This window comes from Methylocella sp., from assembly GCA_037200525.1.
Lineage (GTDB): Bacteria > Pseudomonadota > Alphaproteobacteria > Rhizobiales > Beijerinckiaceae > Methylocapsa.
Genome location: JBBCGG010000001.1, coordinates 902,489 through 926,985 on the forward strand (window position 1 = coordinate 902,489; position 24,497 = coordinate 926,985).

Here is a 24,497-nt window from a genome sequence, read left to right on the forward strand (position 1 = left end):
GTCGATAGGACCGATGATCCCCAAGGCCCGAAACAGAAAAATACAAAGTCATGAACAGTGCAGACGAAAGCCAGTACGCAAGCGAATATAGGTCGGGTGCGGCCGCATTTCGAGTCAATGTGGTCTCTCGGGAGCAAGGCTCTGCGGAGGCTGGAGGCGACCTCGGCTTCGAGCGCCGCGATCCACGCATCGCGGGCGATAAGCGCCGCGGCGGCGTCGGGCGCCTTAAATCGCTGGGATATGCGCTGAGGACAATCCTGATTCGAGGCCCGTTGCTTTGAAAGCAAATTGCCTTTTCAGGGCGCGCCTTTTAGGCTTCCGGCATCATTCGATCGAGGAGATTTTTTCTGGGACGGCCGGGAAAAACACGCGCCCGCAACCCCGCGATCGTCTTCTCGGAACATGACGCATCGAAGATTCGCGACGGCCCGTTTTCATCGATACGGGCGAAAATACGCAATCGGCGCTCTGTCGAAAGCTAGAATCTGGCAGCCAGAGTCCGCTCGCTGGAGGCGCTATTCCTCGGCTCTGTGATCAATCTCGGGCCGCACCGCCGCCGCGCCCTTCGGACGCAACCTGACGACGATGTCGACTTTGGCGATTTCGTAGCCTTCCGGCGTGTTGATGCCGCCAGCCAGTTGCATTCCATCCAGCCCGATATCGCACACTTCTCCCGTATCCTCGAAGAAGAAGTGAGAATGGTCGCTGGTGTTCGTATCGAAAACCGTTTTGCCGCCCTCGATCGCCAAACTGCGAATCAAGCCGACTTGTGCAAACAGATTGAGAACATTGTAGACCGTCGCAAGCGAAGCCGGCATGCGGGCAGCCTGCGCCTCATAGGCGAGGGCGTCAGCAGTCAGATGACGATCGCCTTTGCCGAAAAGCAGCTTGGCGAGGCCAAGACGTTGCCGTGTAGCTCGCAAGCCATATCTTTCCAAGAGCGAGCGGCCCTGAAAGCTCGAAGAACTCAGGCCGCGAGGATGATCATCCCCCTTGTAATCGTACATGACGCGCCACGCTTTCCTGTGTCAGACTTTCGCTATTGAACTCAATTTATGTGTTCGCACAATGACAAATACCAAGTTTAGAGCATTTCTAGCTCTTGGACATTTGATCCGATCGCAGGGCGGCGCGGGCGTTGGAGAGATTTGACCAAGGCTCAAACCTATTTCCCAAGCTCATGCCGCACGCATGGAGAGCATAACATATTATTCGATTTTTGCACGCGGCATCCATCGCGGTGGGCGCGCACCGCGTTGAAGCGCCTCCAAACGCGCCTCCTTGGCTGAGTTTAGAAAGGGAATCCGCAGCGCCGCAATCAGGACGGACCCGACGCCGCTCCGATCAGCTTTGGCTTGTCGTTATAAAATTCGGGAAAAAGCCGCTTCAAATTTTCGATTTTGGGTTGGTCGTTCATCACAATGTAGCCGCTGGTCGGATGCAGGGTGAGGTAGTCCTGGTGATAGTCTTCCGCGGCGTAAAAGCCTTTCAACGGCTCGACTCGGGTGACGATCGGCTGCTTGAACGCGCCGGCGCGGGTGAGTTGCGCAATATAGTTTTTCGCAAGAGTCATCTGGCCCTCGTCGGCGTAGAAAATCGCGGAGCGATATTGCGTGCCGAAATCCGGGCCCTGATGGTCGCGCTGCGTCGGATCGTGAGCCACCGAGAAGAAGATCCGCAGCAACGAGCCGGCCGAGACGACGCGCGGATCGAAAGTGATCTTCACCGATTCCGCGTGGCCGGTTTGGCCAGTGCTGACGGTTCCGTAACTGGCGGTCGCCTGCGCCCCGCCGGCATAGCCGGAGACTGCGGATTCAACGCCTTTGACATGCTGGTAGACCCCCTGGACGCCCCAGAAGCAGCCGCCTGAAATGACGAGAGTCTGAAGCGCGTCCGAGGCTGCCGGCGGCTCGGCTGACGGAGGCGGAACAAGGGTCGCGGCTTCGGCGGCGAGAGCTGCGTGCGCCAAGGTCAAAACCGGCAGGATCATGAGGCTGCGAGCGATCTGGCGGCGGTCGATCAAGGCGCGGCCGTTGCGTCGTGGTGCTGGGTCCATGAAATTTTTCCTCTCTCGTGAATGTAGGTCGTGCCGCGGCATGTTTCCGGCGCGGACTAACCGAATACCGAAGTCGCGAAGCATCGTCGAATTGGGGCGCGGTCGAACGGCCTTCTCAATTTCTTTCGCTGGCCCCAGGCAAAACGTTACGCGGTAACGGAATGTTGAGCGGCGGATGATTGTCAGAGTTTGGGGATCGCCATGCCGCGCTGGACCGCCGGCCGCTCTCCGACGGTCTCGAGCCAAGCGAGGACGTGAGGCTTTCCGGCTACTTTGTCCTCCAGCAGGATGGTTGCGCCCGACGCCCAAGGATAGGCCGCTATGTCGGCGATCGAATGATCCTGCCCACCGAGATAAGCCGTCTCCGCCAGGCGACGATCCATAACGCCGAGGAGGCGATCCGCCTCGGCGGAGAAGCGATCGAGAGCCGCTGGGATTTTTTCCTTCGAAAACAAGGCGAAGAAGCCGAACTGCGCCAGCGTTTGGTCAAGACCGCCGATCTGCCAATGCAGCCATTCGAGCGCTTTGGCGCGCTCCGGACCTGACGCCGGGAGCAGGCGACCCGTCTTCTCCGCGAGATAAATGAGGATAGCTCCGCTCTCGAATAGCGTCAGAGGAGCGCGCCCTGCTTCCTCGTCAACAATCGCCGGAATCTTATTGCCTGGAGAAATCGCTGCGAACTCAGGGGCAAATTGCTCGCGCTTGCTGATATTCACGGTCTTGACCACGTAGGGGAGCCCGAGCTCCTCCAGCATGATCGAAACCTTGCGGCCGTTGGGAGTCGCCCAAGTATATAATGTAATCATCGCGTGCTTGTGACGTTCTGGCGCGAAGCCGGCCGCGTCAAGCCTCGCAGGTCCGGTAAAGCGCTTCGAGCAGGATCATAGATTGGCATCGAAAGCATCAACAGCAAACGCCGGGGCGCGACCTGGCGCTTGCTCTTTGGTATTCTGCGGACGCTGCCATCCGCGGGTCGCGCTGCCGGCGATCTCGATAGGCGAGAGGTGGTGCAATAAGCTCGCCTCGCCGATCCGGCGCGCGCGCGGCAACGCGACATCATTGGCTACGTCGCGAAGCTGGGTCGAAAGATGCGCTTTGAATGTAGAGCGCGCGGCCCCTCGAAATCATTTCTTGGTGGCGGAAGCGATAGCCTCTTGAGCCGCTGCGCCAAGCTCTTTCGCTTGCGTCTGGATTGCGGCCAGTTGCGTCTTTGCATATTCGGTCTGCAGCGCGAAAATTTCCTGCATATCCTTGGCGTGGAGAAGCTTTTGCGCCAGATCAAAAGCCGCGTTGACGTTGTTTTCCGCAAATGTGATGGCCTTCGCCACCGCATCCTTCGCGCCTGACGGAAGCGCATCCGCTGCGCCTGTCGCTTTCTGGGCGGCGCCGATAAAGCCTAGAAACGCCTCTCGGGCCTGCTCGAAATTCTTTTCTGCGAGCTCGCGAACCTGCGATGGGATCTGCTGTGGAATGTCAACCATGAGTACTCTCCTGCAGCTAAGCGTTTCGGCAACCCCCAAGGAAGCGAAAAGCTGGGAAATTTAAGTGACGCGAAGGCATTCGGAGGAGCCCCGAGCGCAAAGAAACGGGGATTTGACTGAAGAGGCGATGCGCATGCGGCCTTAGACCTCAACCTACGTCAGATTAGTCACGCCAAAGCGGTACGCAGTTATCTTCACAGAAATTCCGCCTTTGCGCCATCTTTTTCCGGCGTCTGACCCTCGTCCGGCCCCGCGCGTTTTCACGTTTGATTGAGTCCGGCTTAAGAGGGAACAAAATAATTCGTCCAGAAGTAGCGCCCGGCCGATTGTTTCTCTCAAGCGTAAGTAAAGCCGCATGTGCGGCCGCAATATTCTGCGTTCTTGTATGGAATACAAATCGCCGAAAGCTTGCGACCGGATATATGCGGAAGCGCCTCGACACTTTTGGGCAGCGGTCAGAAACCTCGCTTTCGCGTAGGTTACGAGATATGCGAAGGTCGAATAAATTCATTCAAGAAGGGACTCGCCATGCTGTTCGTCGTATCGGTGCTCAAAGGCTTTGCCGTGGCGGCAAAGGACGGCAAGATCGGAACGGTCAAAGATTTCCTGTTTGACGATGAAAGCTGGAAGATCCGATGGCTGGTTGTCGATACCGGAACCTGGCTGCCCGGACGCAAGGTTCTGGTCCACGCCTCGGCGATCGGAAGCCCCGACCCGATGCGAAGGGAAGTACCAGTCGAATTGACGAAAGCCCAGGTGGAGGGGGGGCCCGATTTCCTCGAGCACCAGCCGGTATCGCGTCAGATGGAATCCCACCTTTATGACTATTATCAGTGGGATCCCTCTTGGGGCGGCAGTTTTTTTGGCGTTGGCGCGATGGCTGCGCCTTTGTCGCTGCCGCCATTGGTCGGCGACGCCACTTCGGACGAAGTGGCCGAGGCGGAATTGCATCCCGGCGAATCGGATCCGCATCTCCGCAGCATCGAGGAGGTCACTGGTTATCGACTCACCGCAATCGACGGCGAAATCGGCCACATCGAGAATTTTGTGGTCGATCACGAAAACTGGGATGTTCGTTATCTTGGCGTCGACACGAAAAACTGGTTGCCAGGACAGCACGTCCTCATGTCGCCTTACGCGGTGAAGGAGATCGACTGGGCGGATCGCCACGCGCTGCTCAACATTACGATCGAGCAAGTCAAGGCCAGTCCCGCCTGCGATTCGATCGACATGGTTGATCAAGCCTATGAGCGGCTGCTGCACGGGCATTACGGCTGGCCCGGCTATTGGATCTACCCCAACTGAGATCACGGCGGAAAGCTTCGCGTCAGAAGACTTCATCTAATTAAGAAGACCTCATTTATTGGGCTGCATAGGCTCGCGAAATGCTGCGGGATGGCGGTCGAAGAGGCGCTAACGCCTCTCGACCGCAGTAGACCGGCGCGCCAAGGTCGACGGCGCGCGCAGATTGCTTCGCTAACTCAGCAACCGACATGCTTTGGCTGGCGCTCCGAAAGTCTATAAATCAGCCTCTCCGCGACGCCCGGCCGAAAAATCGTTGCCAAAATGTCGCACCCGTCGGCGCTTTGTTTCGAATGGGTCTGAAAAGGCGCTCTTTCCGTTGACACGACTCGGAACGAAATGTACCCCTAATCATAGATCTATACGTACGAAAATAATCTTTATAAGTACACGTATAGCATTGATCCGGCCACTAGATAAGTCATCTGCCTAGGACTTAAGATGGGGCCGTGTTCGCCTGCGGCCTTTGCCTATCAGGTGAGAGAATAAAAAGAATTGCATACCCATAAGTGCAAATAAAATCACGAGATAAACACTAACATCGGATGGGGAGAGTTATGGCTAACCGCATTGGGAAATTTGGAAGCCGTCGGCGTGGGGTCTCTGTGGCTATGGCCGGAGTCGTCGCTTCCATGCTGTTTGGCGCGAGCCAAGGCCACGCCGACACAACGGATCAATTGCTCGACCAACTCAAGGCGAAGGGCATTCTGACGAAGGCTGAGTATCAAAAGCTCAAGGCGCGTCATGAGGCTGAAGTCGCGGCGAAACCCGTTCCGGGCCCAGGCCCGGGTCCGGGACCCAGCAACGCTCAATACATCACCAAGCTCGACAAGGGCATCGGCTTCCGCATTCCTGGCACTACGGTCGTGAGCAAGGAGAACGGCGTCGTTACGGTCGGCGATGTCGACGTCAAGATTTCTGGCGACCTTGTGTTCTTCGGCGCCGAAAGCTTCAAGAGCTCGTTCTCGGGTTCGGCCGGGATTAATCCAATTCCGGGTGGCGCATTCACTCCCACCAGCCCAGCGGCTGGCGTTCTAGGAGCTACCGCCGGCGGCAGCCGAGTCAACAACAGCAATTCGATCCGCTCGGGCCTCTTGCCAAGCGCGATTGTGCTCAGCCTCGCCACCAGACAGGAAGGCATCGATCTCAGCGCTGTGTTTGGCGCTTATATCGGCGGCAACAATGTCGCGCCAAACGCATTGAACGCCAACGGACCAGGCTCACCGTTTGGGCTTGGCACCTCCGGCATCGATCTTCGCCAAGTCTATGGCACAATCGGTACGCCTGAATTCGGCACCGTCAAGATCGGTCGCGATCTCGGTCTGTTCGGCGGCGACGCCATTCTCAACGACTTCACCCTGTTCGGGGTCGGCACGCCAGCTGGCAATGCGATGCCTGGAAACACCAGCCTCGGCCGCATTGGCATCGGCTATGTCTATCCTGACTGGATTCCGCAAGTCACCTATACTACGCCTGACTTCTGGGGCTTTACGGCGTCCGCCGGCATTTTCACGCCTCTTGACCCGCTCGACACCACCGGCGCCTTTGTCGTCCCGTTCACCGGGGCAGCCTTTGCCGATACTTCCGGAAATATGACGGCGCATGATCAGCCCCAGATTCAGGGCCGCATCAAATATATCGGCAAGTTCTCGCCGGACGTGAAATTGACGGCTTGGGTGGACGGGCTAACCCAGCTGCAGCGCGCCGAAGTTGGTGATTCTGTCACCGCCTTCATCAGCCCTGGCTCCAGCGTGAGATCCTCTGCCGTCGATGGCGGCGCCAGGCTCGATTGGGGTCCGTTCAGCGCCGTCGGCTACGCCTATTGGGGCAGCGCTCTCGGCACCACAGGGCTGTTCTTCGATGCTATCAGCCCGAACGGTCAAGCGCGCACCTCGCACGGCTGGTACGGCGAAGCTGAATACACCATCTTCGATCGCTTCACGTTCGGCGGCAGCTACGGCGGCAGCTGGCTTGACGCAAACAGCTTCGATTTCTCTCAGGGGTACGTTCCCTGGCTGTTGAAATCGAATCAGTCGGCTATCGGCTTCTTGCGCTACAAGCTGACCGATTGGGTTGCGCTCCAGACCGAGTTCATCAACTCGATCTCGCGTAACCAATCCGGCGGCGCCATCACCACGAACGCATTCGTGGCTGGAACGACCTTCTTCTTCTAAGCGGGACGTCTACTTTAGCGACGCCGCCCTGTGCTCAGCACATGGGCGGCGTTTTCGTTCTGGATACGCCAGTTTGGCGATCAAGCCCGAGCGCGCGGCGTTTGCCGCCAGAAAGCGTTCTATCTTGCTTACTTCACATTGACTGTGATCGTGGCGCTGAGATCTGGCCCATAGGAGATGTGGCCGCTATCGCCGAGTTGCATCGTCAGGGTATGTTTCCCCGGCGGCAAGGTCAGTTCGGCTTCGGTCTGCGCTTTGCCGAAATGCAGTGATTTATCAGAAAGCGGTATGAACTCGCCTTTTGGCGGCGGCGCCCCATCGATGATCAGATGATGATGCCCGCTGCTCGGCGTCTGATCGCCTGCCGGTTTGAGTTCGAGGCCTTCCAGACCGAACTTCACCTTGAACGGGCTGGACACTTCGGCCCCATCCTTGGGTTCGATGAAAAAGACGCGCGGACTAGCCGCATGGAGCGTTGAGATCAGTGCGGCGATCGCGATGGCGGATGCCAGTCCGAACGGTAGGATTCGTTTCATGGGTCGGTTCCTATGATAGCGGGGGCGGGTAGCGCTTTGGCGCGAGCGTCGAACCACAGACGATATTGGGCTAGTTGCAACGGTCAAGCTGTTGTGACCAACCTTTTCAGCTTCTGCGTCGTCAGCTTGACCCAAAGCGTTCTATCGCTTCGAAATGATTGGCTGTGTGCGCATTGGCGCATCGTCGACAGCTTCTTCGTCTCCGCAAGCTTTTGCGCGCGAAAGGGGGAGGCGCCCTCATCCGCGCGCGCCAGAGCTTCCTGTCGCCGCCGTTATTCCGCCGCCTCCGCAGCGATGAGCGCGGCGTTGCGATCGCGATCTCTTTGCCCCCGTATCCAGGTCGCGATCGCTTCATCGTCGACGGAAAGATCGCGTAAAACCGCCGCCGCCAGGGCAAGTCCCGGCGGCGAGCCGCTATCAACTATCGGGATAACGCCGAGGGCGGTGAAGGCGGCGCGCTCCGAGGGATCGGAAACAGCCGCGAAACGCTTTAGATCGGGAAGGCTTCGCGTGAGGAGCGGCACAATAGCGCGAGACACCTCCAGCCTTGGAGCAGTCAGCACGGCTATCTTGCGGTCGCGCATCGCCATGGGCTCCCAGATCCGCGGGTCGGAGGCATCGCCGAAGACGACCGCATAACCGTCGGCATTGGCCTCGGCGAAAGCCTTTTGGTTCCGCTCGATGGCGGCATAGGCGATGTCAAGCTCCGTCAAGGCGTCGGCGACGGTGCGGCCAATCTGCCCCATCCCGACGATCAGCACGGGGGCTGCGAGTTCGCGCTGCAGAAGCTCGCGATCGTTCTCCCGCTTGCGATGGGCCCGCATCTTTCCCGCGAGCACGCGCCCGGCTTGAGCGAGGCTCGGCGTCAGCGCAAGGCTAAAGGCGACAGCGGCGATGAAGACTGAGGCCGTTTCATCGCCAAGCAGCGCGCGCATGGCGGGCAGGCTCAGGATCACAAAGGCAAATTCGGACCCTTGAGCCAGTAGAAAACCCAGCTGCAGCGATCCCGGCGCCGACCAGCGAAAGAGCAGGCTCGACGCGGCGTTGCTCAAGATCTTGACGGCGACAAAAAGGATCGTAATGGCGACAACAGCCGCCCAATGGTCGCTGAGCGACGCAAGATCGAGCGATAACCCGACCGATATAAAGAAAAAACCGAGCAGCAGCCCTCTGAAAGGCTTTGTTTCCGATTGGATGATCGGACGATAGGGAATCTCAGCGATGATCATCCCGCCGAGAAAACCGCCAAGCGTCAGCGATAATCCAATTGAGCCCGTCGCCCAGCTCGCGACCAGCACAACCAAAAGAGCGCTGGCGGTGAAGACTTCCTCATTCTCGGTGCGGGCGATCAAATCAAACAGCGGCCGCACGACCAACCGGGCCAGCGCGTAAGCGACGCCGAAAGCGGCGGCGGCCTTCGCGACGGCCAAACCGAGCTGCAGCATTAAGGCAAGACCGCCGCCGCGCTCATCGAGGGCGTTGACGACAATGAGAAGAAAGACCGCGGCGACGTCTTGAAAAATCAAAATGGCCGTCGCGGTCAGGCCAACCGGACAATTCTGCTGATGCCGCTCCGCAATCAATCCCGCCACGACGGCGGTAGAGGAAAGCGCCAATGTTGCGCCGACTAGAAGAGCCGGCAGCGGGGCGAGGCCGGTGAAAACAGCGACAGCCCCAAGGCTTAGGGCGCCGAGCGCTACCTGGACCGATCCGAAGCCGAAGATGTCGCGAGCGTGCTCCCGAATATTGCTGATCGAGAAGTGCAATCCAATTTCAAATAGCAGGAACACGACGCCGAGTTCGGACAGCAACGCCACCGTCGAGCTTGCTTGAAACAACTCGACGCCGCTCGCTTTCAGGCCAAGGCCGAGCGCGAGATAGCCGACAATTGGGCTGAGACGAACGGCGCGGCACGCCATCGCGGCGACGACGCCAAACAGCAGAAGCAGAACCACCGGCTCCAGAGCGTCAAGAATCGCGTGCGGATGCTCCATGACGATCAGCCGCGCCTGGCTTCGAGGAACTGGTGGATGTCGGCTACGACGACTGCTCCTTCGCCGACGGCGGAGGCGACGCGTTTGACCGATCCCGACCGCACGTCGCCTATCGCGAAAATGCCCGGACGCGAGGTCGCGTAACGCGAAACGTCCGCGCGGTCAGCGCCGCACCCTGTCGCGACAAAGCCTTTTTCATCCAACGTCAAACAGCCCTCGAGCCAGTCCGTATTCGGAGCAGCGCCGATCATCACGAAGATATTGCCGATCATCAATGTCTCGCTTTTTCCGTTCGCCCGATTGATCCATGTGACCTGACTGAGTTTCTCCTCGCCGTGCAGCCTGATTATCTCGGTCTGCGTGTGGAGCGTGATTCTCGGCGACGCCTCGATTCGCTCAATGAGATAGTGAGACATGGTCGCCGCTAAATCCTTGCGGCGCACCACCATGTGCACGTGGGCGGTTTGGCGCGACAAAAACACCGCCGCCTGGCCAGCCGAGTTTCCGCCTCCGACGACGATGACCTCCTCGCCGCGGCAGAGATTGGCTTCCATGGCGGTGGCGGCGTAATGGATTCCCTGCCCTTCGAATTGCTCATAATTCTTGATGTCGAGCTTGCGGTAGAGCGCGCCCGAGGCGATCACGAGGGTTTCGGTCCTCACGACGCCGCCGCCCTCGAGCCGCAGCGCCATAGGCTGGCAGAAGCAGTCAATGCCTGCTACATCGCGCGAAATGGCCAATTTGGCCCCGAATTTCTGCGCCTGGATCTGGGCGCGGCCGGCCAGGGCCTGCCCGGTGATTCCTGTTGGAAAGCCGAGATAATTCTCGATCTTGGAGCTGGTCCCCGCCTGTCCGCCGGGGGATTGACCCTCGATCACCAGAGTGTCGAGCCCTTCCGAGGCGGCGTAAACCGCCGCCGCGAGCCCCCCGGGACCGGCGCCGACGACCACGACGTCGTGCACGCGCGTCGGATCGATCGTCTCGGTCAGCCCCAGAGCATCCGCCAGGGCTGGGATCGAGGGGTTGCGCAAAACTCTATAGCGGGCGTCGATCACGACGGGGAGCTGCGCGGGGATAAGCCCGAAGCAATCGATAAAGCCGTCGGCGCCGGGGTCTGACTCGGTATCGAGCATGCGATGGGGATAGCCGTTGCGAGTCAGGAAGCGCCGAATTCTTATCGTGTCGCCGCCATGGGCCGGGCCGATCAGCGATACGGCCCCATGCGTGTGGCGGATGAGCCCGACGCGGCGCAGGATGAACGCCCGCATAATGATTTCGCCGATGTCGGTCTCAGTCGCCAAAAGGCGGCGAAAATCCGCGCGTTTGATGCGCACGACGCGACTGGCGGATCCCGCTCGAGCGCTGACGAGAACCTGGCGCTCGTTGAAATGGTTGATCTCCCCCGTAAACTGACGCCCTGTGAGAACGACGAAGACCTGCGGCTGGCATTCATCGCCCTGATCGAAGACCTCAATCTCCCCTTCGAGGACCAGGAAAAAGTCGACGCTGCGCTGGCCGCGTTCAAAGATCAGAGCGCCTTTGGGAAGATCCTCTTGCGTCCCGAACGACGCCGCGCGCGCCGCTTGTTCATAGGTCAGCCGCGGAAAAGTCTGCGCCTCGCGTTCATCGGCCGGGTCGGTCTGCGGATCGAGTTCGGGCTGGTTGCTCACGTGGGGCCTCCCGGAGACGAGGGTGACGCGGCGGGCGCCAGGAATTTGCGGGCGGCGATGGGACGTCGCTCGATCGAACAGCGCATCTATCGCCCTCCGGACGTTCTGCGCCTTCGGTCATGGTAACCGTTCGATCATCGGACGCCAGGATAAATCGGGTGATCCGAACACGATCACATCTAGAATCGATCAGGCTCTCTCCTTGTTTTGATGCGCGATTTTTGTGGGCGGCTTTTAGGGATCGCCCCCATTCAAGCCTTTCTCCGTCGGCTGTTTTCCGATTTTTCTGTCCGCTCCTGCGCCAGCGCCGCCGGGAAAGTTCTTCCCGCCTCCTCCGCGGCCCGGCGAAGCGGCAAGGTGATGCGAAATGTCGCTCCGGGCGGATCGTCCGCATCCGCCCCTGCATGGGGCGGAGCGAGCACTAGGCTGCCGCCATGGGCGCGCACGAGATCGGCCGCGATCACAAGGCCAAGGCCCGTTCCGCCAGCGCGGCTCGAGGTGAAAAACGCGTTGAAAAGCTTCGGCCGCACCGCTGGCGGCACTCCGGGTCCGGTATCGGCCACCTCGATCACCGTGGACTCTGACTGCTGCGGTCCGCTTTCGAGCCTGGCGGCGATGCAGACTTGCGCGGGCCAGCCGGGCGTCGGACCGGCGCTTTGCAGCGCCTCCACCCCATTGCGCATGAGATTGATGAGCACGCGGAATATCTGCTCGGCGTCGGCGACGACTTCGACTTCTTCCGCCACCTTGTTGACGATTTGGACCTGCGCGGCCGAGTCGAGCGCGATGCTTTCCGCCGCTTCATCGACAAGAGGACGCAGAGCAAAGCGGCTTAGCTTTGGCGGATCGTCGATGGCGCGGCCATAGGTCAAGGTCGCCTGGCAGAATCGGATTGCGCGATCGAGCGTTGCGACCAGTTTTGGGGCGAGCCTCTGGGCGAGCGGATCGGTGATGTTGGCGAGGCGGTCGGACAGCAACTGCGCCGAGGCTAACATGTTGCGCATGTCGTGATTGATTTTGGCCACCGCGAGTCCAAGCGCGGCCAAATGTTTTTTTTGGTTCAATTCACGCACAAGGGCGTCTTGCATGATAGCCAAAGCGGCTTCCGCTTGGCCGATCTCGTGATTGCGGCCGGATGGGACGATGACGCGCGCGGCGTTCTCGGGATCGGCGCCAAATTCCATGAGGCTGTTCGTCAACCGGCGCACGGGACGCAGCACCATGACGTTCAGCGCAACGGTGGCGAGGCTCGCAACGATCGCCGACATAGCGATGGTCATAATCAGCAGGCGCCCTGAATAATTGTACATTCCGGTTATAAGGGGCGCTTCGTCCATTGTGATTGCCACCGCCTCCCCGCCCATGGGAGCATCGCCTAAAATTGTGATGACCCGGTCTTTTGGAGCAAAGAGGGTGCGAATTGCGTTGGTGAGCGAAGCCACAAAATCGGGTTCGCGCAAGTCATAGACCTCATCGACCGCGGGCGGCAGATCCGAGGAGGCGAGAATCCGCTTCGCGCCGTGCATATCGAGCACGATGACGCGCGCATGGACGCTGTCCAGCAATTGTCGTGAAACGGCCTCCGGCGCCATCGCCCTCGGCGCCGCCTCGAGCGCAAGCGCGGCCGTATACGCGGCGCTGAGCCGATTGCGCAGCCAATTGTCGCGGTAAACGGCGATGGCGGGCACATAGATCAAAGGCGCGGCGAAAATGATGAAAGCGATGTTGAGAGCCAGCACCCGCGTTGCGAGGCCAAAACGGATCGGCTTGTGCTGCTTTTGCGCCAAGCCCGCTTTTTGCGCCGCCGGAAATTGGGCGGGTGCAGAGGGGGCCGCGTCCGGTCTGGCGTTAGGGGGCATAGCGAAATCGCTCATCGATATCGCCCCTTTATCTCAGCCAGCGAAAAAATGGCGGAAGCCGCCATCCGCGCTGCATTTGGCGCGTCTGAGCCGCCGCCCCCTGCGCCACGTCGGCGAAGGTTGGGTAGGGAACCATGATCGAGGCTAGATCGGAAGCATACATCCCTTTTGATATGGCGAGCGTATAGAGATTGATCAACTCCCCCGCTGCCGGTCCGACGATGCCCGCGCCCAAAATTTTGCCGCTGCGCGAGGTAATCAGCTTGACGTGACCGACCGAGGCCCGCTCGATTTGGGCGCGGTCCGTCGCCGCATATGGCCAGCGCAGCACCCGAATAGACCCGCGCCGTTGTCGCGCTTGCGCTTCCGACAGGCCGGCGACGGCGAGTTCGGGGTCAGTCAATATGACGCAGGCGCTGGGTTGCGGAGTCGCAAAGCCAAACGGCAATCCAAGTATATGGCGCAACACGCGATTGGCGTGATGTTCGGCGGCTCCCGCCGAGAGTTGGCCTTCCGCGGCGCCGATCGCGTAGATGCGCCGGTTGCTGCTGCGCAAATGTGCGTCGACCTTAATCCCGGTCGCATCGTAGCGCACTCCCGCGGCTGCGAGGCCAAGACCCTCGACCTGCGGCGCGGCCCCGGCGGCAAGCAGAACATGCGATCCCTCGATCGCCTCCGTCCCGCTTTGCGCGTTGCTGTCGCCTGAACTCGATCTGCGACCTAATCCGGGCGCGATGAAGACGCGAAGGCCTTCGCCATGGGGTTCGATTCGCAAAATCCGCGCGCATTCATGAACGACGACGCCGTCTCGCGCGAACTGCGTGCGCACGGGTGCGACCAACTCCTCGTCCTCGTGCTGAAAAATCTTCGTTTCCGACAGCACGACGACTTCGCAACCGAGACGGCGCACGGCTTGGGCGAGAGCCAACTCATCGGGGTTGGCTCCAATTACGATGAGCCGCCCCGGCGGGCTCGCGAGCCGGCAAAGCGCGGCGGCGGTCAGCGGCCGGACCAAGTCCAACCCCGGAATCGCCATGGACTTCGCGCGCGATCCAGTGGCGATGGCGAAACGGCGCGCCTTGATGGCGAGGCCGCCTGCATCAAGCGTATCCAAGCTGATGAATCGTCCCACTGCCTTAATCAGCTTCACGTTCATGCTCTCAAGGCGCACCGGCGCATATTGCGGCTCTAGCGTATTGACCACGTCGGCGGCGTGCGCCGCCACACGAGAGAAAACAATCTCGGGGGCTTGAAGCGCGATGCCAAAGTGCGAGGAGCGACGCAAAGTCGCAGCGAAATGTCCCGCCGCACGCAAAGCGTGGCCGGGAACGGCGTCCTCGAGCCTGTCGCGGCCAATGCGATCCTTTTCGACGAGCATGACGGAGAGGCCGCAAGCAGCGGCCGACCCGGCGAGCGCGACCCCAGCCGCGCTGCCGCCGAGGACGCATAAATCCGGCCGTAAAATGTTGTCTTTGACGTTATCTTTCATGCCGATGCGCACCTTTTCGCCCAGGCAAAGCCATTCATCATCAGACCCCGTTAGTCAAAGCCTCTCAAGGAAGCGCCTAGTCTTTCTCCAATGCTGGAGAGCGAATCCTCGATCGGCGTATTACGTTACAAATCAACGATGCTGGATGCGAACTGCTTAAAATTAGAACTTGTCGATCAATCGGAACAAACCTCTGGTTGCTTCAAGACTTGCTGCAACCGTGCTATGGGAACTGAGGCTCGCGAGCAGTCGTCGTTTGGGGATTAGTACATGCATATTGCAATGGTCGGGTCGGGCTATGTCGGCCTGGTTTCAGGGGCATGTCTTGCCGATTTCGGACACACCGTTGTCTGTATTGACACGGACGTCAGGAAAATTGATGCGTTGAAAGCCGGCAAGATGCCGATTTTCGAACCGGGTTTACAGGATCTCGTCGCTAATAACGTTCGTCAAAAGCGGCTTTCCTTCTCCACCGATCTCATTGAAGCCGTTCGCGGCGCAGAGGCTGTCTTCATCGCCGTCGGCACCCCATCGCGGCGCGGCGACGGCCACGCCGACCTGACCTATGTCTATCAGGCGGCGCGCGACATCGCCGCCGGCCTCAACGGCTTCACCGTCGTCGTCACGAAGTCAACCGTTCCCGTCGGAACCGGCGACGAGGTTGAGCGCATTATCCGCGAAGCCCGCCCGGACGCCGACTTCGGTGTGGTCTCCAACCCCGAGTTTCTGCGCGAGGGCGCGGCGATCGACGATTTCAAGCGGCCGGATCGGATCGTTCTCGGCGTCGACGACAAGCGCGCCGAAGCCGTGATGACGGAAATCTATCGGCCGCTCTATCTCAACCAGGCGCCCTTCCTCTTCACCAGCCGCCGCACCTCCGAACTGACCAAATACGCGGCCAACGCTTTCCTCGCGACGAAAATCACTTTCATCAATGAGATCGCCGATCTCTGCGAGCGGGTCGGCGCAAATGTGCAGGATGTCGCGCGCGGCATCGGCCTCGACAAGCGCATCGGCTCCAAATTCCTGCATGCGGGGCCAGGCTACGGCGGCTCCTGTTTTCCAAAAGATACGCAGGCGCTGATCAAGACGGCGCAGGATTTCGGCGCGCCGATCAGGATCGTCGAGATGGTCGCGGCCGTCAACGATCAACGCAAACGCGCCATGGCGCGCAAAGTCTTCGCCGCTCTCAACGGTTCAGTGCGCGGCAAGACCATCGCGGTTTTAGGCCTCACCTTCAAACCAAATACCGACGACATGCGGGATTCGCCCGCAATCTCGATCATCACGGCGCTGCAGGACGGCGGCGCGCGCATAAATGTCTTCGATCCCGAGGGCATGGATCAGGCGCGCCTCATCATGGATGATCTCACTTTCTTCTATGATCCCTATTCCTGCTGCGACAAAGCGGATGCGCTGGTCATAATCACCGAATGGGACGCCTTCCGCGCCCTCGATCTCAATCGCGTCAAATCGCTGCTGAACGCGCCAATTATGATCGACCTGCGCAACATCTATGATCCTTCCGAGATGGAGCGGCACGAATTTCAATATTCGGGCGTCGGTCGCGGAACCGTCTCGACAAAAGTCTGAGGCCGTAGATCGCCTCGCGGCCAAGCCTCACTGTCCGCGGGGCTTGGACCGAGTCGTCGGAAGCGCGCGCGCTGGATCGTCGGGCCAGGGATGGCGCGGGTAACGGCCTTTCATTTCGGCTTTCACCGCCGTCCAGGACCCGCGCCAAAAACCCGGCAGGTCGGCGGTGATCTGGATCGGGCGCGACCCCGGCGAAAGCAATTCAAGCGTCAAGGCGACGCGCCCCTTGGCTATCGCCGGATGGGCGGCGAGGCCGAACAGCTCCTGCACGCGGACGGAGAGAGTGGGACCTCCCTCGGTTGAATAATCGAGCGCGATGCGCGATCCGGCAGGGGTCATGAAATGGGTCGGCGCTTCTTCGTCGAGGCGTCTCTGCATATCCCATGGCAGCAGGCTTTTGAGCGCCTTGTCGAGATCATCCATGGTGATCGCGACGAGGCTGGTTTTGCCCTCGATGAAAGGCGCGAGCCAGCTTGCGGCGTTTTCCGCGAGCGCTTTGTTCGAAAGATCCGGCCAAGCATCGCCCGGCTCGGAACGGCGCAAAAATTCGACGCGGTCGCGCCATTGCATCAAAGGTTTGACGAAGGGGAGCCGTTCGATCCCGGCGCCGTCCGCCCCCAGACCCGCAATCCCTTCGGCGAGCGCCGCGGCCGCGGCCGGTCCTGGCGGGACCGGCAAGTTCTGCTCGCTCAAGACCAGGGCGCCGAGCCGGCGCCGGCGCCGCGCCCGCAGCGCCAATCGCTCCCGGTCGAAACTGACGTCCTCGACTGTCGCGATGCTGTCTCGCGCGATGTTTTCGACATCGGCTTCGCTGAGCGCCGCCGCCACAATGATCCGTGCGGCGCTGGCGCGGCCGGAAATCTCGCCGATCGCCAGAAACGGTTCGCGCGCCAGCGCTTCATGCGGCTCCAGCGTCGCCGCTCGGCCGTTCGCCATCAAAAATTCACCCGGCTTGCCGCGCGCCTTGGCGATCCGGTCCGGAAAGGCGAGCGCCAAAAGCCGGCCGCAATCCGCGGTCTCCGAGGCAGGCGGGGATTTTGGCTGCCGAACGCCTCTGGCGGCGGCCCCGGCGAAATTACGGGCGAGGCGCCGGGCATCTTCCGCGCGCGGAGAATGATCGCGCCGAAAACGCTCGATCCGCGTCGCGAGATCGGGAAAATCGCCCCCCAACCCGCGCTCGACAAGGAGCGTCGCAACCTCTGCGGCGGCGCTGGCCTCTCCATCGGCGGCGGCGGCGACGATCATCTTGGCGAGCCGCGGCGGCAAGGCGAGGCTGGCGATGGTTTTCCCGGATGAGGTCAGCGCGCCATCGGCGTCAATGGCCCCGATGTCGCGCAACAGCGCGCGCGCCTCCTTGACGGCGGGAGCCGGCGGCGGATCGAGCCAGTTCAGGCTGGCCGGCTCGCGCACGCCCCATGCGGCGAGATCAAGGACAAGGCCGGAAAGATCCGCCGCCATGATCTCGGGCGTCGAAAAAGCCTCTAACGCTCCCGTTGCGGCTTCTTCCCATAAGCGATAGCAGACCCCGGGCTCGGTGCGGCCGGCGCGGCCGCGGCGCTGATCGGCGGCGGCGCGGGAGACGCGCACCGTCTCAAGGCGCGTCAAGCCTCGATCGGGTTCAAAACGCGGTCCCCGCGCCAATCCGCAATCAATGACGATCCGCACGCCTTCGATTGTTAATGAGGTCTCCGCGATCGAGGTGGCGAGCACGATTTTTCGCGCCGGCGATTTAACCGGAGCGATGGCGCGATCCTGCGCCGCCCGGTCGATTGCGGAATAAAGCGGCGCGATCTCGACCTTGGAGTCCTTCAAGCGCTCCGCCAGCAGCGCGGCGACGCGCTTGATTTCGCCTTGACCGGGCAAAAACGCCAGAATTGACCCGGATTCCTCAGCCAATGCCCGCATCGCCGCCGAGACGACCGCAGCCTCGATCCGCTCGGCGGGATCTCGCCCGAGATATTTGGTCGCAATGGGGAAGGCGCGGCCCTCGCTGACGATCGCCGGCGCATCGTCGAGAAGACGCGCCACCCGCGCCCCATCGAGGGTCGCCGACATCACGAGAAGGCGGAGATCCTCGCGCAAGGCGCCGGCGACATCGAGCGCGAGCGCGAGGGAAAGATCGGCGTCGAGGGAGCGTTCATGAAATTCATCGAAAATCACTGCCGCGACGCCCTCGAGGCCGGGGTCGCTGAGGATCATGCGCGTAAAAACGCCCTCGGTGACGACTTCGAGCCGGGTCTTTGCGCTGATAAGGGATTGCGAGCGCACCCTAAAGCCAATTGTCTCGCCAACGCGCTCTCCAAGCGTTGACGCCATGCGGTCGGCGGCTGCCCTGGCGGCGATGCGCCGCGGTTCGAGAAGAATGATTTTGCGCCCTTCCGCCCAGGCTTCGTTCAACAGAACAAGCGGAACCCGCGTGGTCTTTCCTGCGCCGGGCGGGGCGACAAGGACCACTTTGGCGCGGGCGGACAAATGTGCGGCGATCTCGCCGAGCACCGCGTCAATCGGCAACGCTGGGATAAGGTTCAGCATGGAAAGTGTGATGACAGCTCGCCGCGCATCGGGCAATGCGCCGCCGCCGACGAGCTAATGTCAAGCTTGAGATCCCATCATCGCCGGGCTAGCGGCATTTCGAAGCGGAGGAAGCCCCGAGCGGATAGGTGGCGCCGGCGCGACTGCTGGAAAAAAGTGCAATCTCCTGGCTATCAACACGATTTGTTTGAAGCTAGTTTGAGGAGTCTTGGGGAGACGCAATCACGCATCGAGGCCCGTGTCGAAAGCTTTTGAGATGACCTCGAGAGCTTGAACGGAGGGTTTTGGTCGAACGCTTGCTTTTGCTCCAAGCCCTTCTCACTTGCGCAAGAAGGGGCTATAGGCCGCCGCACGCCGCCCGGTCTCGTTTCATGAGGGCGCCTCGTGAAGGACGTTCAAATGGCGCAGCAAATGGTGCAGGGATCGGGTTCGCCGGTAAAAGGGGAATCTGACGTCTGCGACCCGGCGGCCCCTAGAAAAACCACTGTCGCCGCTTTAGCGGTTGGATCTCTTGGCGTCGTTTTCGGGGACATCGGGACGAGCCCGCTCTATGCGTTGCGCGAGTCGCTTCACCACATCAAGACCACCGGCGTCACCAACCCCGGCGTAATCGGAACGGTGTCCTTGCTGCTCTGGGCGCTGTTTTTTACCGTCACCGCGAAATATGTGCTGTTCCTGATGCGGGCAGGCAACAAGGGCGAGGGCGGCACGCTTTCGCTTATGGCGCTTGCTCAGACAGCGCTCGGCCACCGCGCCGCGGTGGTGTTTTTCCTCGGCGTCGCGGGGGCGTCGCTGTTTTCGGGCGATGCAATCATCACCCCGGCGATTTCGGTCTTGTCGGCGCTCGAAGGGCTCGAACTGCTGACGCCGGTTTTCACGCCTTATATTTTGCCCGCGACGATCACCATCCTGATTTCGATTTTCTGGGTCCAAAGCCATGGCACCGCCCGGGTGGCGACATTCTTTGGCCCGTTCATGGCGGTGTTTTTCCTGGTGATGGGCGTACTCGGCGCAATGCACATCGCCGATTCGCCGCGCATCCTCTTGGCTTTTGATCCGATCTACGGCCTGCGCTTTCTGTTTGACCACGGCATTATCGGTTTTGTGGTGCTGGGCTCCGTCTTTCTCGCCGTCACCGGCGCCGAGGCGCTTTATGCGGACATGGGGCATTTTGGCCGCATCCCCATCCAAAGCGCCTGGCTATTTTTTGTGCTTCCGGCGTTGACCTTGAATTATCTCGGCCAGGGCGCTCTCGTCCTAGCCAATCCGGCTGCGGTGGAAAATCCGTTCTTTCTGCTTGCGCCGCAGTGGGCGCTGTTGCCGCTTGTAATCATTTCGACCATTGCGACGGTCATCGCGAGCCAGGCGGTCATAACTGGGGCATTTTCGCTGGCCCGCCAGGCGATCCAGCTCGGACTTCTGCCGCGCATGCTCATTCTGCACACGTCGGAGACGCAGGAGGGCCAGATCTACATTCCGCGCGTCAATCGCCTGCTTCTCATCGGCGTCTTGCTGCTCGTGCTTATGTTTAAGAATTCGAGCGCTCTCGCCTCGGCCTATGGCATTGCGGTGACCGGGACGATGGTGGTCACCACCTCGCTCGCCTTCATCGTCGTCTGGAAGCTCTGGAAATGGCCGCTCTGGCTCGCCTCTCTCTTTATTTCCGGATTTCTTATCATCGACCTCGCGTTTCTCGCGGCCAATCTCATGAAGATCGTCGATGGCGGATGGGTGCCTCTCCTCATCGGCGGCTGCGCTATGGTCGTGATGTGGACCTGGGTCCGCGGCGCCGATCTTCTCGCCAGCAAGACCCGCCGCGATTCGATCTCGATGCAAGATCTCATTCGGATGCTGGAGAAGTCGAAACCCATCCGAGTCGCCGGGACCGCGGTATTCTTGACCAATACGCCCGAGGTCGCTCCTTCCGCCTTCATGCACAATCTGAAACATAACAAGGTCATGCATGAACGGGTTTTGCTGATGTCGGTGCACACCGAGGATACGCCCCGCGTCCCGCTAGCCAAACGGTTTGAAATCACTAAGCTTTCCGAGGATTTCACGAGCATCATCCTGCATTATGGCTACATGGAGAGTCCGCGCATTCCCGCAGCGATGGCGAGCCTGCGCAGAGCTGGCCTAAAGTTCGATATCATGACGACTTCCTTCTTCGTCGGGCGGCGAAGGCTGAAGGAGGCGAAGAATTCGGGCATGCCGCTGTGGCAGGACAAGCTCTTCATCGCTTTGTTCAGGCAATCGGCGAACCCAACCGACTTCTTCTCGATCCCCTCGGACCGCGTCGTCGAACTCGGTGAACAAGTAGCGGTTTGAGCCAAGCCGCCGCGAGGTGGTCCGGCGTATCCGGCCGGGGCGAAAATGCTCTGAATAATCGACGCAAAACGGTGCATCGCCCAGCTGGCTTTGCTAGGTTGCGCCGATGCCAAAGCGCGCGGGCCAGCCCTTATCCTCCGATCAAAATGCATCGATCTCGCAAGAGGGCGCCGAAATTCTTCCGCGCGCGCCCGACCTAGACGGGGTGGGGCCGGCCAAAATCTCGCCGATGATGGCCCAATATCTCGAGATCAAGGCGGCCAATCAGGGTTCGCTGTTGTTCTATCGGATGGGCGATTTCTACGAATTGTTCTTCGAGGACGCCGAAGTCGCCGCAAAAGCCTTGGGGATTGTCCTCACCAAGCGCGGCAAACATCAGGGCGATGACATTCCGATGTGCGGCGTTCCGGTCGAGCGCGCGCAGGATTATCTGCACCGGCTGATCGGGCTTGGCCATCGCGTCGCCGTCTGCGAGCAGGTCGAGGACCCGGCGGAATCGCGCAAGCGCGGTGCCAAATCGGTGGTCCGGCGTGAAGTCAAACGCCTCGTGACGCCGGGGACGATCACCGAAGATCTTTTGCTTGAGCCTTCCCGCGCCAATTGCCTGCTGGCGATCGCCCGGGCGCAGCAATCGGACGGCGAATGGACCTATGGCTTGGCCGCTCTCGATATTTCAACCGGAGCCTTCGCGGTGTGCGAAGCGACGAAGGTTTTGCTGGAAGCCGAAATCGCGCGGATCGACCCGGCCGAAATCGTCGCTCCCGAGGCGCTGATGGCCTTGCCTGATTTCGTGCGCCTCTGTCGTGAGGCCAAGCTTCCTTTGACCCCGCTTGGGCGTCAGAGCGGCGATGGTTTCTCGGCCGAGCGCCGGATTAAGGATTATTTTGGCCTTGCGACGCTGGATGGTTTGGGCGCGCTGTCCCGCGCGGAAATCGCCGCCGCCGCCGCGGCGATTTTCTATATCGAACGCACGCAATTTGGGGCGCGGCCTGCCTTGAACTTGCCCGCAAGGCTTGGACGCGAGATCCATATGGCGATCGACGCCGCGACGCGCGCCAATCTCGAACTGACCCGGACCCTCGCTGGAGCGCGGGAGGGCTCGCTGATCGGCGCGATCGACAAGACGGTTACAGCATCTGGCGGGCGTCTTCTTGCCGAGCGTCTCGCCTCGCCGCTGACGGACGTTGTAGCCATTGCCCGGCGGCTCGACGCCATCGCATTTTTCGTCGACGAGCCGGCGTTGCGCCAGAACGTGCGGGCAAAGCTCAAGGCGGCCCCGGATTTGACCAGAGCTTTGTCCCGCATAGCGCTCGATCGCGGCGGTCCGCGTGACCTTGCCGCGTTGCGCGATGGAATGGATGCTGCGCTCGCGGTGGCGCAAGCCCTGGCTGGCGAGTCGGCGCTGCCCGCCGAACTGGTCGAGGCGAGCGGAGGCGCCAGCGCTTGCGATCAGGCGCTGACCAAGCGTTTGGGCGAAGCCCTCGCGGAGGCTTTGCCATTGCAACGGCGCGACGGCGGCTTCGTCCGCCCGGGTTTTGATGGCGCTCTCGATGAGTTCTGCGCTCTGCGAGACGAAACGCGCAAGGTGATCGCCGCTCTCCAGGCGCGCTATTGCGATATCGCCGAGACGCGGCAGCTAAAGCTCAAGCATAACCATTTCCTCGGCTATTTCATTGAGGTTCCGCAAGCGCAAGGCGAGCGGCTGTTGAAGCCGCCACATGCTGCGATGTTTGTCCATCGTCAGACGATGGCGGGCGCGATGCGCTTTTCGACGCGGGAACTCGCTGAACTCGAAGTCAAGATTTCTTCGGCGGCCGAAGAGGCGCTGAGCCGCGAGCAAAAAATTTTCGCCGAACTCGCGGGTTTGGTCTTGGCGGAGGAAGCGACGATCAAATCCGCCGCCCATGCGCTCGCCGTGATCGATGTTGCAGGGAGCCTCGCCGAATTGGCGGCGGCTTGCGATTGGACTCGGCCCGAAGTTGATGATTCCTTGGCTTTCGCAATCAAAACCGGGCGCCACCCGGTCGTCGAGGCCGCGTTGCGCCTTAACGGAGAGGCTTTCGTTGGAAATGATTGCGATCTCTCCGGCGTCGTCGCCAAAGGCGGCCGGATCGCAGTCGTAACGGGCCCGAACATGGCCGGAAAATCGACCTATTTGCGCCAGAACGCGCTGATCGCCGTGCTGGCGCAAATGGGTTCATTTGTCCCAGCGGAGCGCGCCCATCTTGGCGTCGTGGATCGCTTATTCTCCCGCGTTGGCGCGGCGGATGATCTTGCGCGCGGCCGTTCGACCTTCATGGTCGAGATGGTCGAGACGGCCGCCATTCTCAATCAGGCGACGGAACGCTCCCTCGTCATTCTCGACGAAATTGGTCGCGGTACGGCGACTTTCGACGGTCTGTCGATAGCCTGGGCGGTGATGGAGCATTTGCATGAAAAGAACCGCGCCCGAGCGCTGTTCGCCACTCATTTTCACGAACTGACCCAGCTCGCCAAACGCCTCGACCGGATCGACAATCTCACCGTCCGCGTGACCGACTGGAACGGCGACGTCGTGTTCCTGCATGAAATCGTGCCCGGAGCCGCAGACCGGTCTTACGGCGTCCAGGTCGCAAAACTCGCCGGATTGCCGGCCCCTGTCGTCGCCCGGGCGAAGCATCTGCTCGCCGAATTCGAGGCTGCCGACCGGCTGAGCCATAGCGATCGCCTTGTCGCCGATCTGCCTTTGTTTTCAGCCTCTTTTACGGCCTCGCCTGTCCCGGCCGCAGCGCCCTCCGGGGCAGCCGCCGCGCCTCAAATCGACGTCTTGGGCGAAGCGTTGGACGCGCTCGATCCCGATGAATTATCTCCGCGAGATGCAATGGACGCGCTTTACCGGCTGAAACAGCTGCGGCGAACAAAAAGCGATTGACGCGATAGCCATTAAATTGCACAAAATTTAATGGCGTCAGCCGCAAGAAGCCCGGCGCCGGAAAACGCTCATGCAAAAGGCGCATCCAGATGTCTGAAGATGACGCAATGCCAAGGCTCGATCAACAGGTTTGCTTTGCAATTTATTCGACTTTGCACGCGGTCAATAAGACCTACGCGCCTTTGCTGGCCAGCATCGGCCTGACTTATCCGCAATATCTCGTCATGCTGGTGCTGTGGGAGGAGGACGACGTCACTGTCAAAGCCATAGGCGAGCGCCTGCATCTTGATTCCGGCACATTAACCCCGCTGTTGAAGCGCCTCGAATCGACCGGGCTCCTCCTCCGCGCCAGGGACCCGAAAGACGAGCGGCAGGTGCGGATAAAGCTGACCCCCAAGGGAGCGGATCTGCGGCGCGAAGCCAAGCCAATTCCAGCGCAGATCGCTCGGGCGATGGGACGCTCCAATGACGATTTGAAGTCCTTGCGAAAAGAGCTGCGTCGGATCCGCAATGCTTTGCTCGGCAAGCGCGAAAAGTCCGAACCGAGGCTCGGCTCATTCTGAGCCCGCGAT

16 protein-coding genes are annotated in these 24,497 nt (G+C 60.8%); 6 read left to right on the forward strand and 10 right to left on the reverse strand.

Annotation, left to right across the window (positions count from 1 at the left end):
* Window positions 1-515: 515 nt before the first annotated feature.
* The 4 genes from irrA to WDN46_04215 form a co-directional block, all read right to left on the reverse strand.
* Window positions 516-1,007 carry an iron response transcriptional regulator IrrA gene (gene irrA, locus WDN46_04200; GenBank protein MEJ0092648.1) on the reverse strand — a complete coding sequence of 164 codons (492 nt, stop codon included), beginning with the start codon at window positions 1,005-1,007 and terminating at the stop codon, window positions 516-518.
* A gap of 311 nt (window positions 1,008-1,318) precedes the next feature.
* Window positions 1,319-1,990, reverse strand: a complete 672-nt coding sequence (gene msrA, locus WDN46_04205; GenBank protein MEJ0092649.1) for a peptide-methionine (S)-S-oxide reductase MsrA — start codon at window positions 1,988-1,990, stop codon at window positions 1,319-1,321.
* 248 nt (window positions 1,991-2,238) lie between these two features.
* Window positions 2,239-2,862 carry a glutathione S-transferase N-terminal domain-containing protein gene (locus tag WDN46_04210; GenBank protein MEJ0092650.1) on the reverse strand — a complete coding sequence of 208 codons (624 nt, stop codon included), beginning with the start codon at window positions 2,860-2,862 and terminating at the stop codon, window positions 2,239-2,241.
* A gap of 318 nt (window positions 2,863-3,180) precedes the next feature.
* Window positions 3,181-3,537 (reverse strand): phasin family protein, encoded by a 357-nt coding sequence (locus WDN46_04215; protein ID MEJ0092651.1) that lies wholly within the window; start codon window positions 3,535-3,537, stop codon window positions 3,181-3,183.
* Between the two features lie 528 nt (window positions 3,538-4,065).
* On the opposite strand from WDN46_04215, the gene WDN46_04220 reads away from it, so the two are divergent.
* The gene (locus WDN46_04220) at window positions 4,066-4,842 is read left to right on the forward strand and encodes a PRC-barrel domain-containing protein (GenBank protein ID MEJ0092652.1); all 777 of its coding nucleotides are present in this window, start codon (window positions 4,066-4,068) and stop codon (window positions 4,840-4,842) included.
* 554 nt (window positions 4,843-5,396) lie between these two features.
* Entirely contained in the window at window positions 5,397-7,013 is a 1,617-nt protein-coding gene (locus WDN46_04225) for a porin (GenBank protein ID MEJ0092653.1), read from the forward strand.
* 128 nt (window positions 7,014-7,141) lie between these two features.
* Here the strand turns inward: WDN46_04225 and WDN46_04230 are convergent, their stop codons facing one another.
* From WDN46_04230 to WDN46_04250, 5 genes are all read right to left on the reverse strand, one after another.
* On the reverse strand, window positions 7,142-7,549 hold the full coding sequence (locus tag WDN46_04230) for a DUF4399 domain-containing protein (GenBank protein ID MEJ0092654.1): 408 nt from the start codon (window positions 7,547-7,549) through the stop codon (window positions 7,142-7,144).
* Window positions 7,550-7,821: 272 nt separating this feature from the next.
* Window positions 7,822-9,543, reverse strand: a complete 1,722-nt coding sequence (locus WDN46_04235) for a cation:proton antiporter (protein ID MEJ0092655.1) — start codon at window positions 9,541-9,543, stop codon at window positions 7,822-7,824.
* Between the two features lie 5 nt (window positions 9,544-9,548).
* On the reverse strand, window positions 9,549-11,213 hold the full coding sequence (locus WDN46_04240; GenBank protein MEJ0092656.1) for an FAD-dependent oxidoreductase: 1,665 nt from the start codon (window positions 11,211-11,213) through the stop codon (window positions 9,549-9,551).
* A 251-nt stretch (window positions 11,214-11,464) separates the two neighbouring features.
* Complete coding sequence (locus WDN46_04245; protein MEJ0092657.1) at window positions 11,465-13,087, reverse strand: HAMP domain-containing sensor histidine kinase; 1,623 nt, start codon at window positions 13,085-13,087, stop codon at window positions 11,465-11,467.
* A gap of 13 nt (window positions 13,088-13,100) precedes the next feature.
* Window positions 13,101-14,561 carry an FAD-dependent oxidoreductase gene (locus WDN46_04250; GenBank protein MEJ0092658.1) on the reverse strand — a complete coding sequence of 487 codons (1,461 nt, stop codon included), beginning with the start codon at window positions 14,559-14,561 and terminating at the stop codon, window positions 13,101-13,103.
* Between the two features lie 270 nt (window positions 14,562-14,831).
* Between WDN46_04250 and WDN46_04255 the strand changes: the two genes are divergently transcribed.
* A complete protein-coding gene (locus WDN46_04255; GenBank protein MEJ0092659.1) occupies window positions 14,832-16,154 on the forward strand; it encodes a UDP-glucose/GDP-mannose dehydrogenase family protein in 1,323 nt (440 codons plus the stop codon).
* Window positions 16,155-16,181: 27 nt separating this feature from the next.
* Here the strand turns inward: WDN46_04255 and hrpB are convergent, their stop codons facing one another.
* Complete coding sequence (gene hrpB, locus WDN46_04260) at window positions 16,182-18,686, reverse strand: ATP-dependent helicase HrpB (GenBank protein ID MEJ0092660.1); 2,505 nt, start codon at window positions 18,684-18,686, stop codon at window positions 16,182-16,184.
* Window positions 18,687-19,085: 399 nt separating this feature from the next.
* On the opposite strand from hrpB, the gene WDN46_04265 reads away from it, so the two are divergent.
* The 3 genes from WDN46_04265 to WDN46_04275 all read left to right on the forward strand — a co-directional run bounded on the left by WDN46_04265 (window position 19,086) and on the right by WDN46_04275 (window position 24,488).
* Window positions 19,086-21,014 carry a potassium transporter Kup gene (locus WDN46_04265; GenBank protein MEJ0092661.1) on the forward strand — a complete coding sequence of 643 codons (1,929 nt, stop codon included), beginning with the start codon at window positions 19,086-19,088 and terminating at the stop codon, window positions 21,012-21,014.
* Between the two features lie 229 nt (window positions 21,015-21,243).
* On the forward strand, window positions 21,244-23,925 hold the full coding sequence (mutS, locus tag WDN46_04270; GenBank protein ID MEJ0092662.1) for a DNA mismatch repair protein MutS: 2,682 nt from the start codon (window positions 21,244-21,246) through the stop codon (window positions 23,923-23,925).
* A gap of 89 nt (window positions 23,926-24,014) precedes the next feature.
* Window positions 24,015-24,488 carry a MarR family transcriptional regulator gene (locus WDN46_04275; GenBank protein ID MEJ0092663.1) on the forward strand — a complete coding sequence of 158 codons (474 nt, stop codon included), beginning with the start codon at window positions 24,015-24,017 and terminating at the stop codon, window positions 24,486-24,488.
* Window positions 24,489-24,497: the final 9 nt, after the last annotated feature.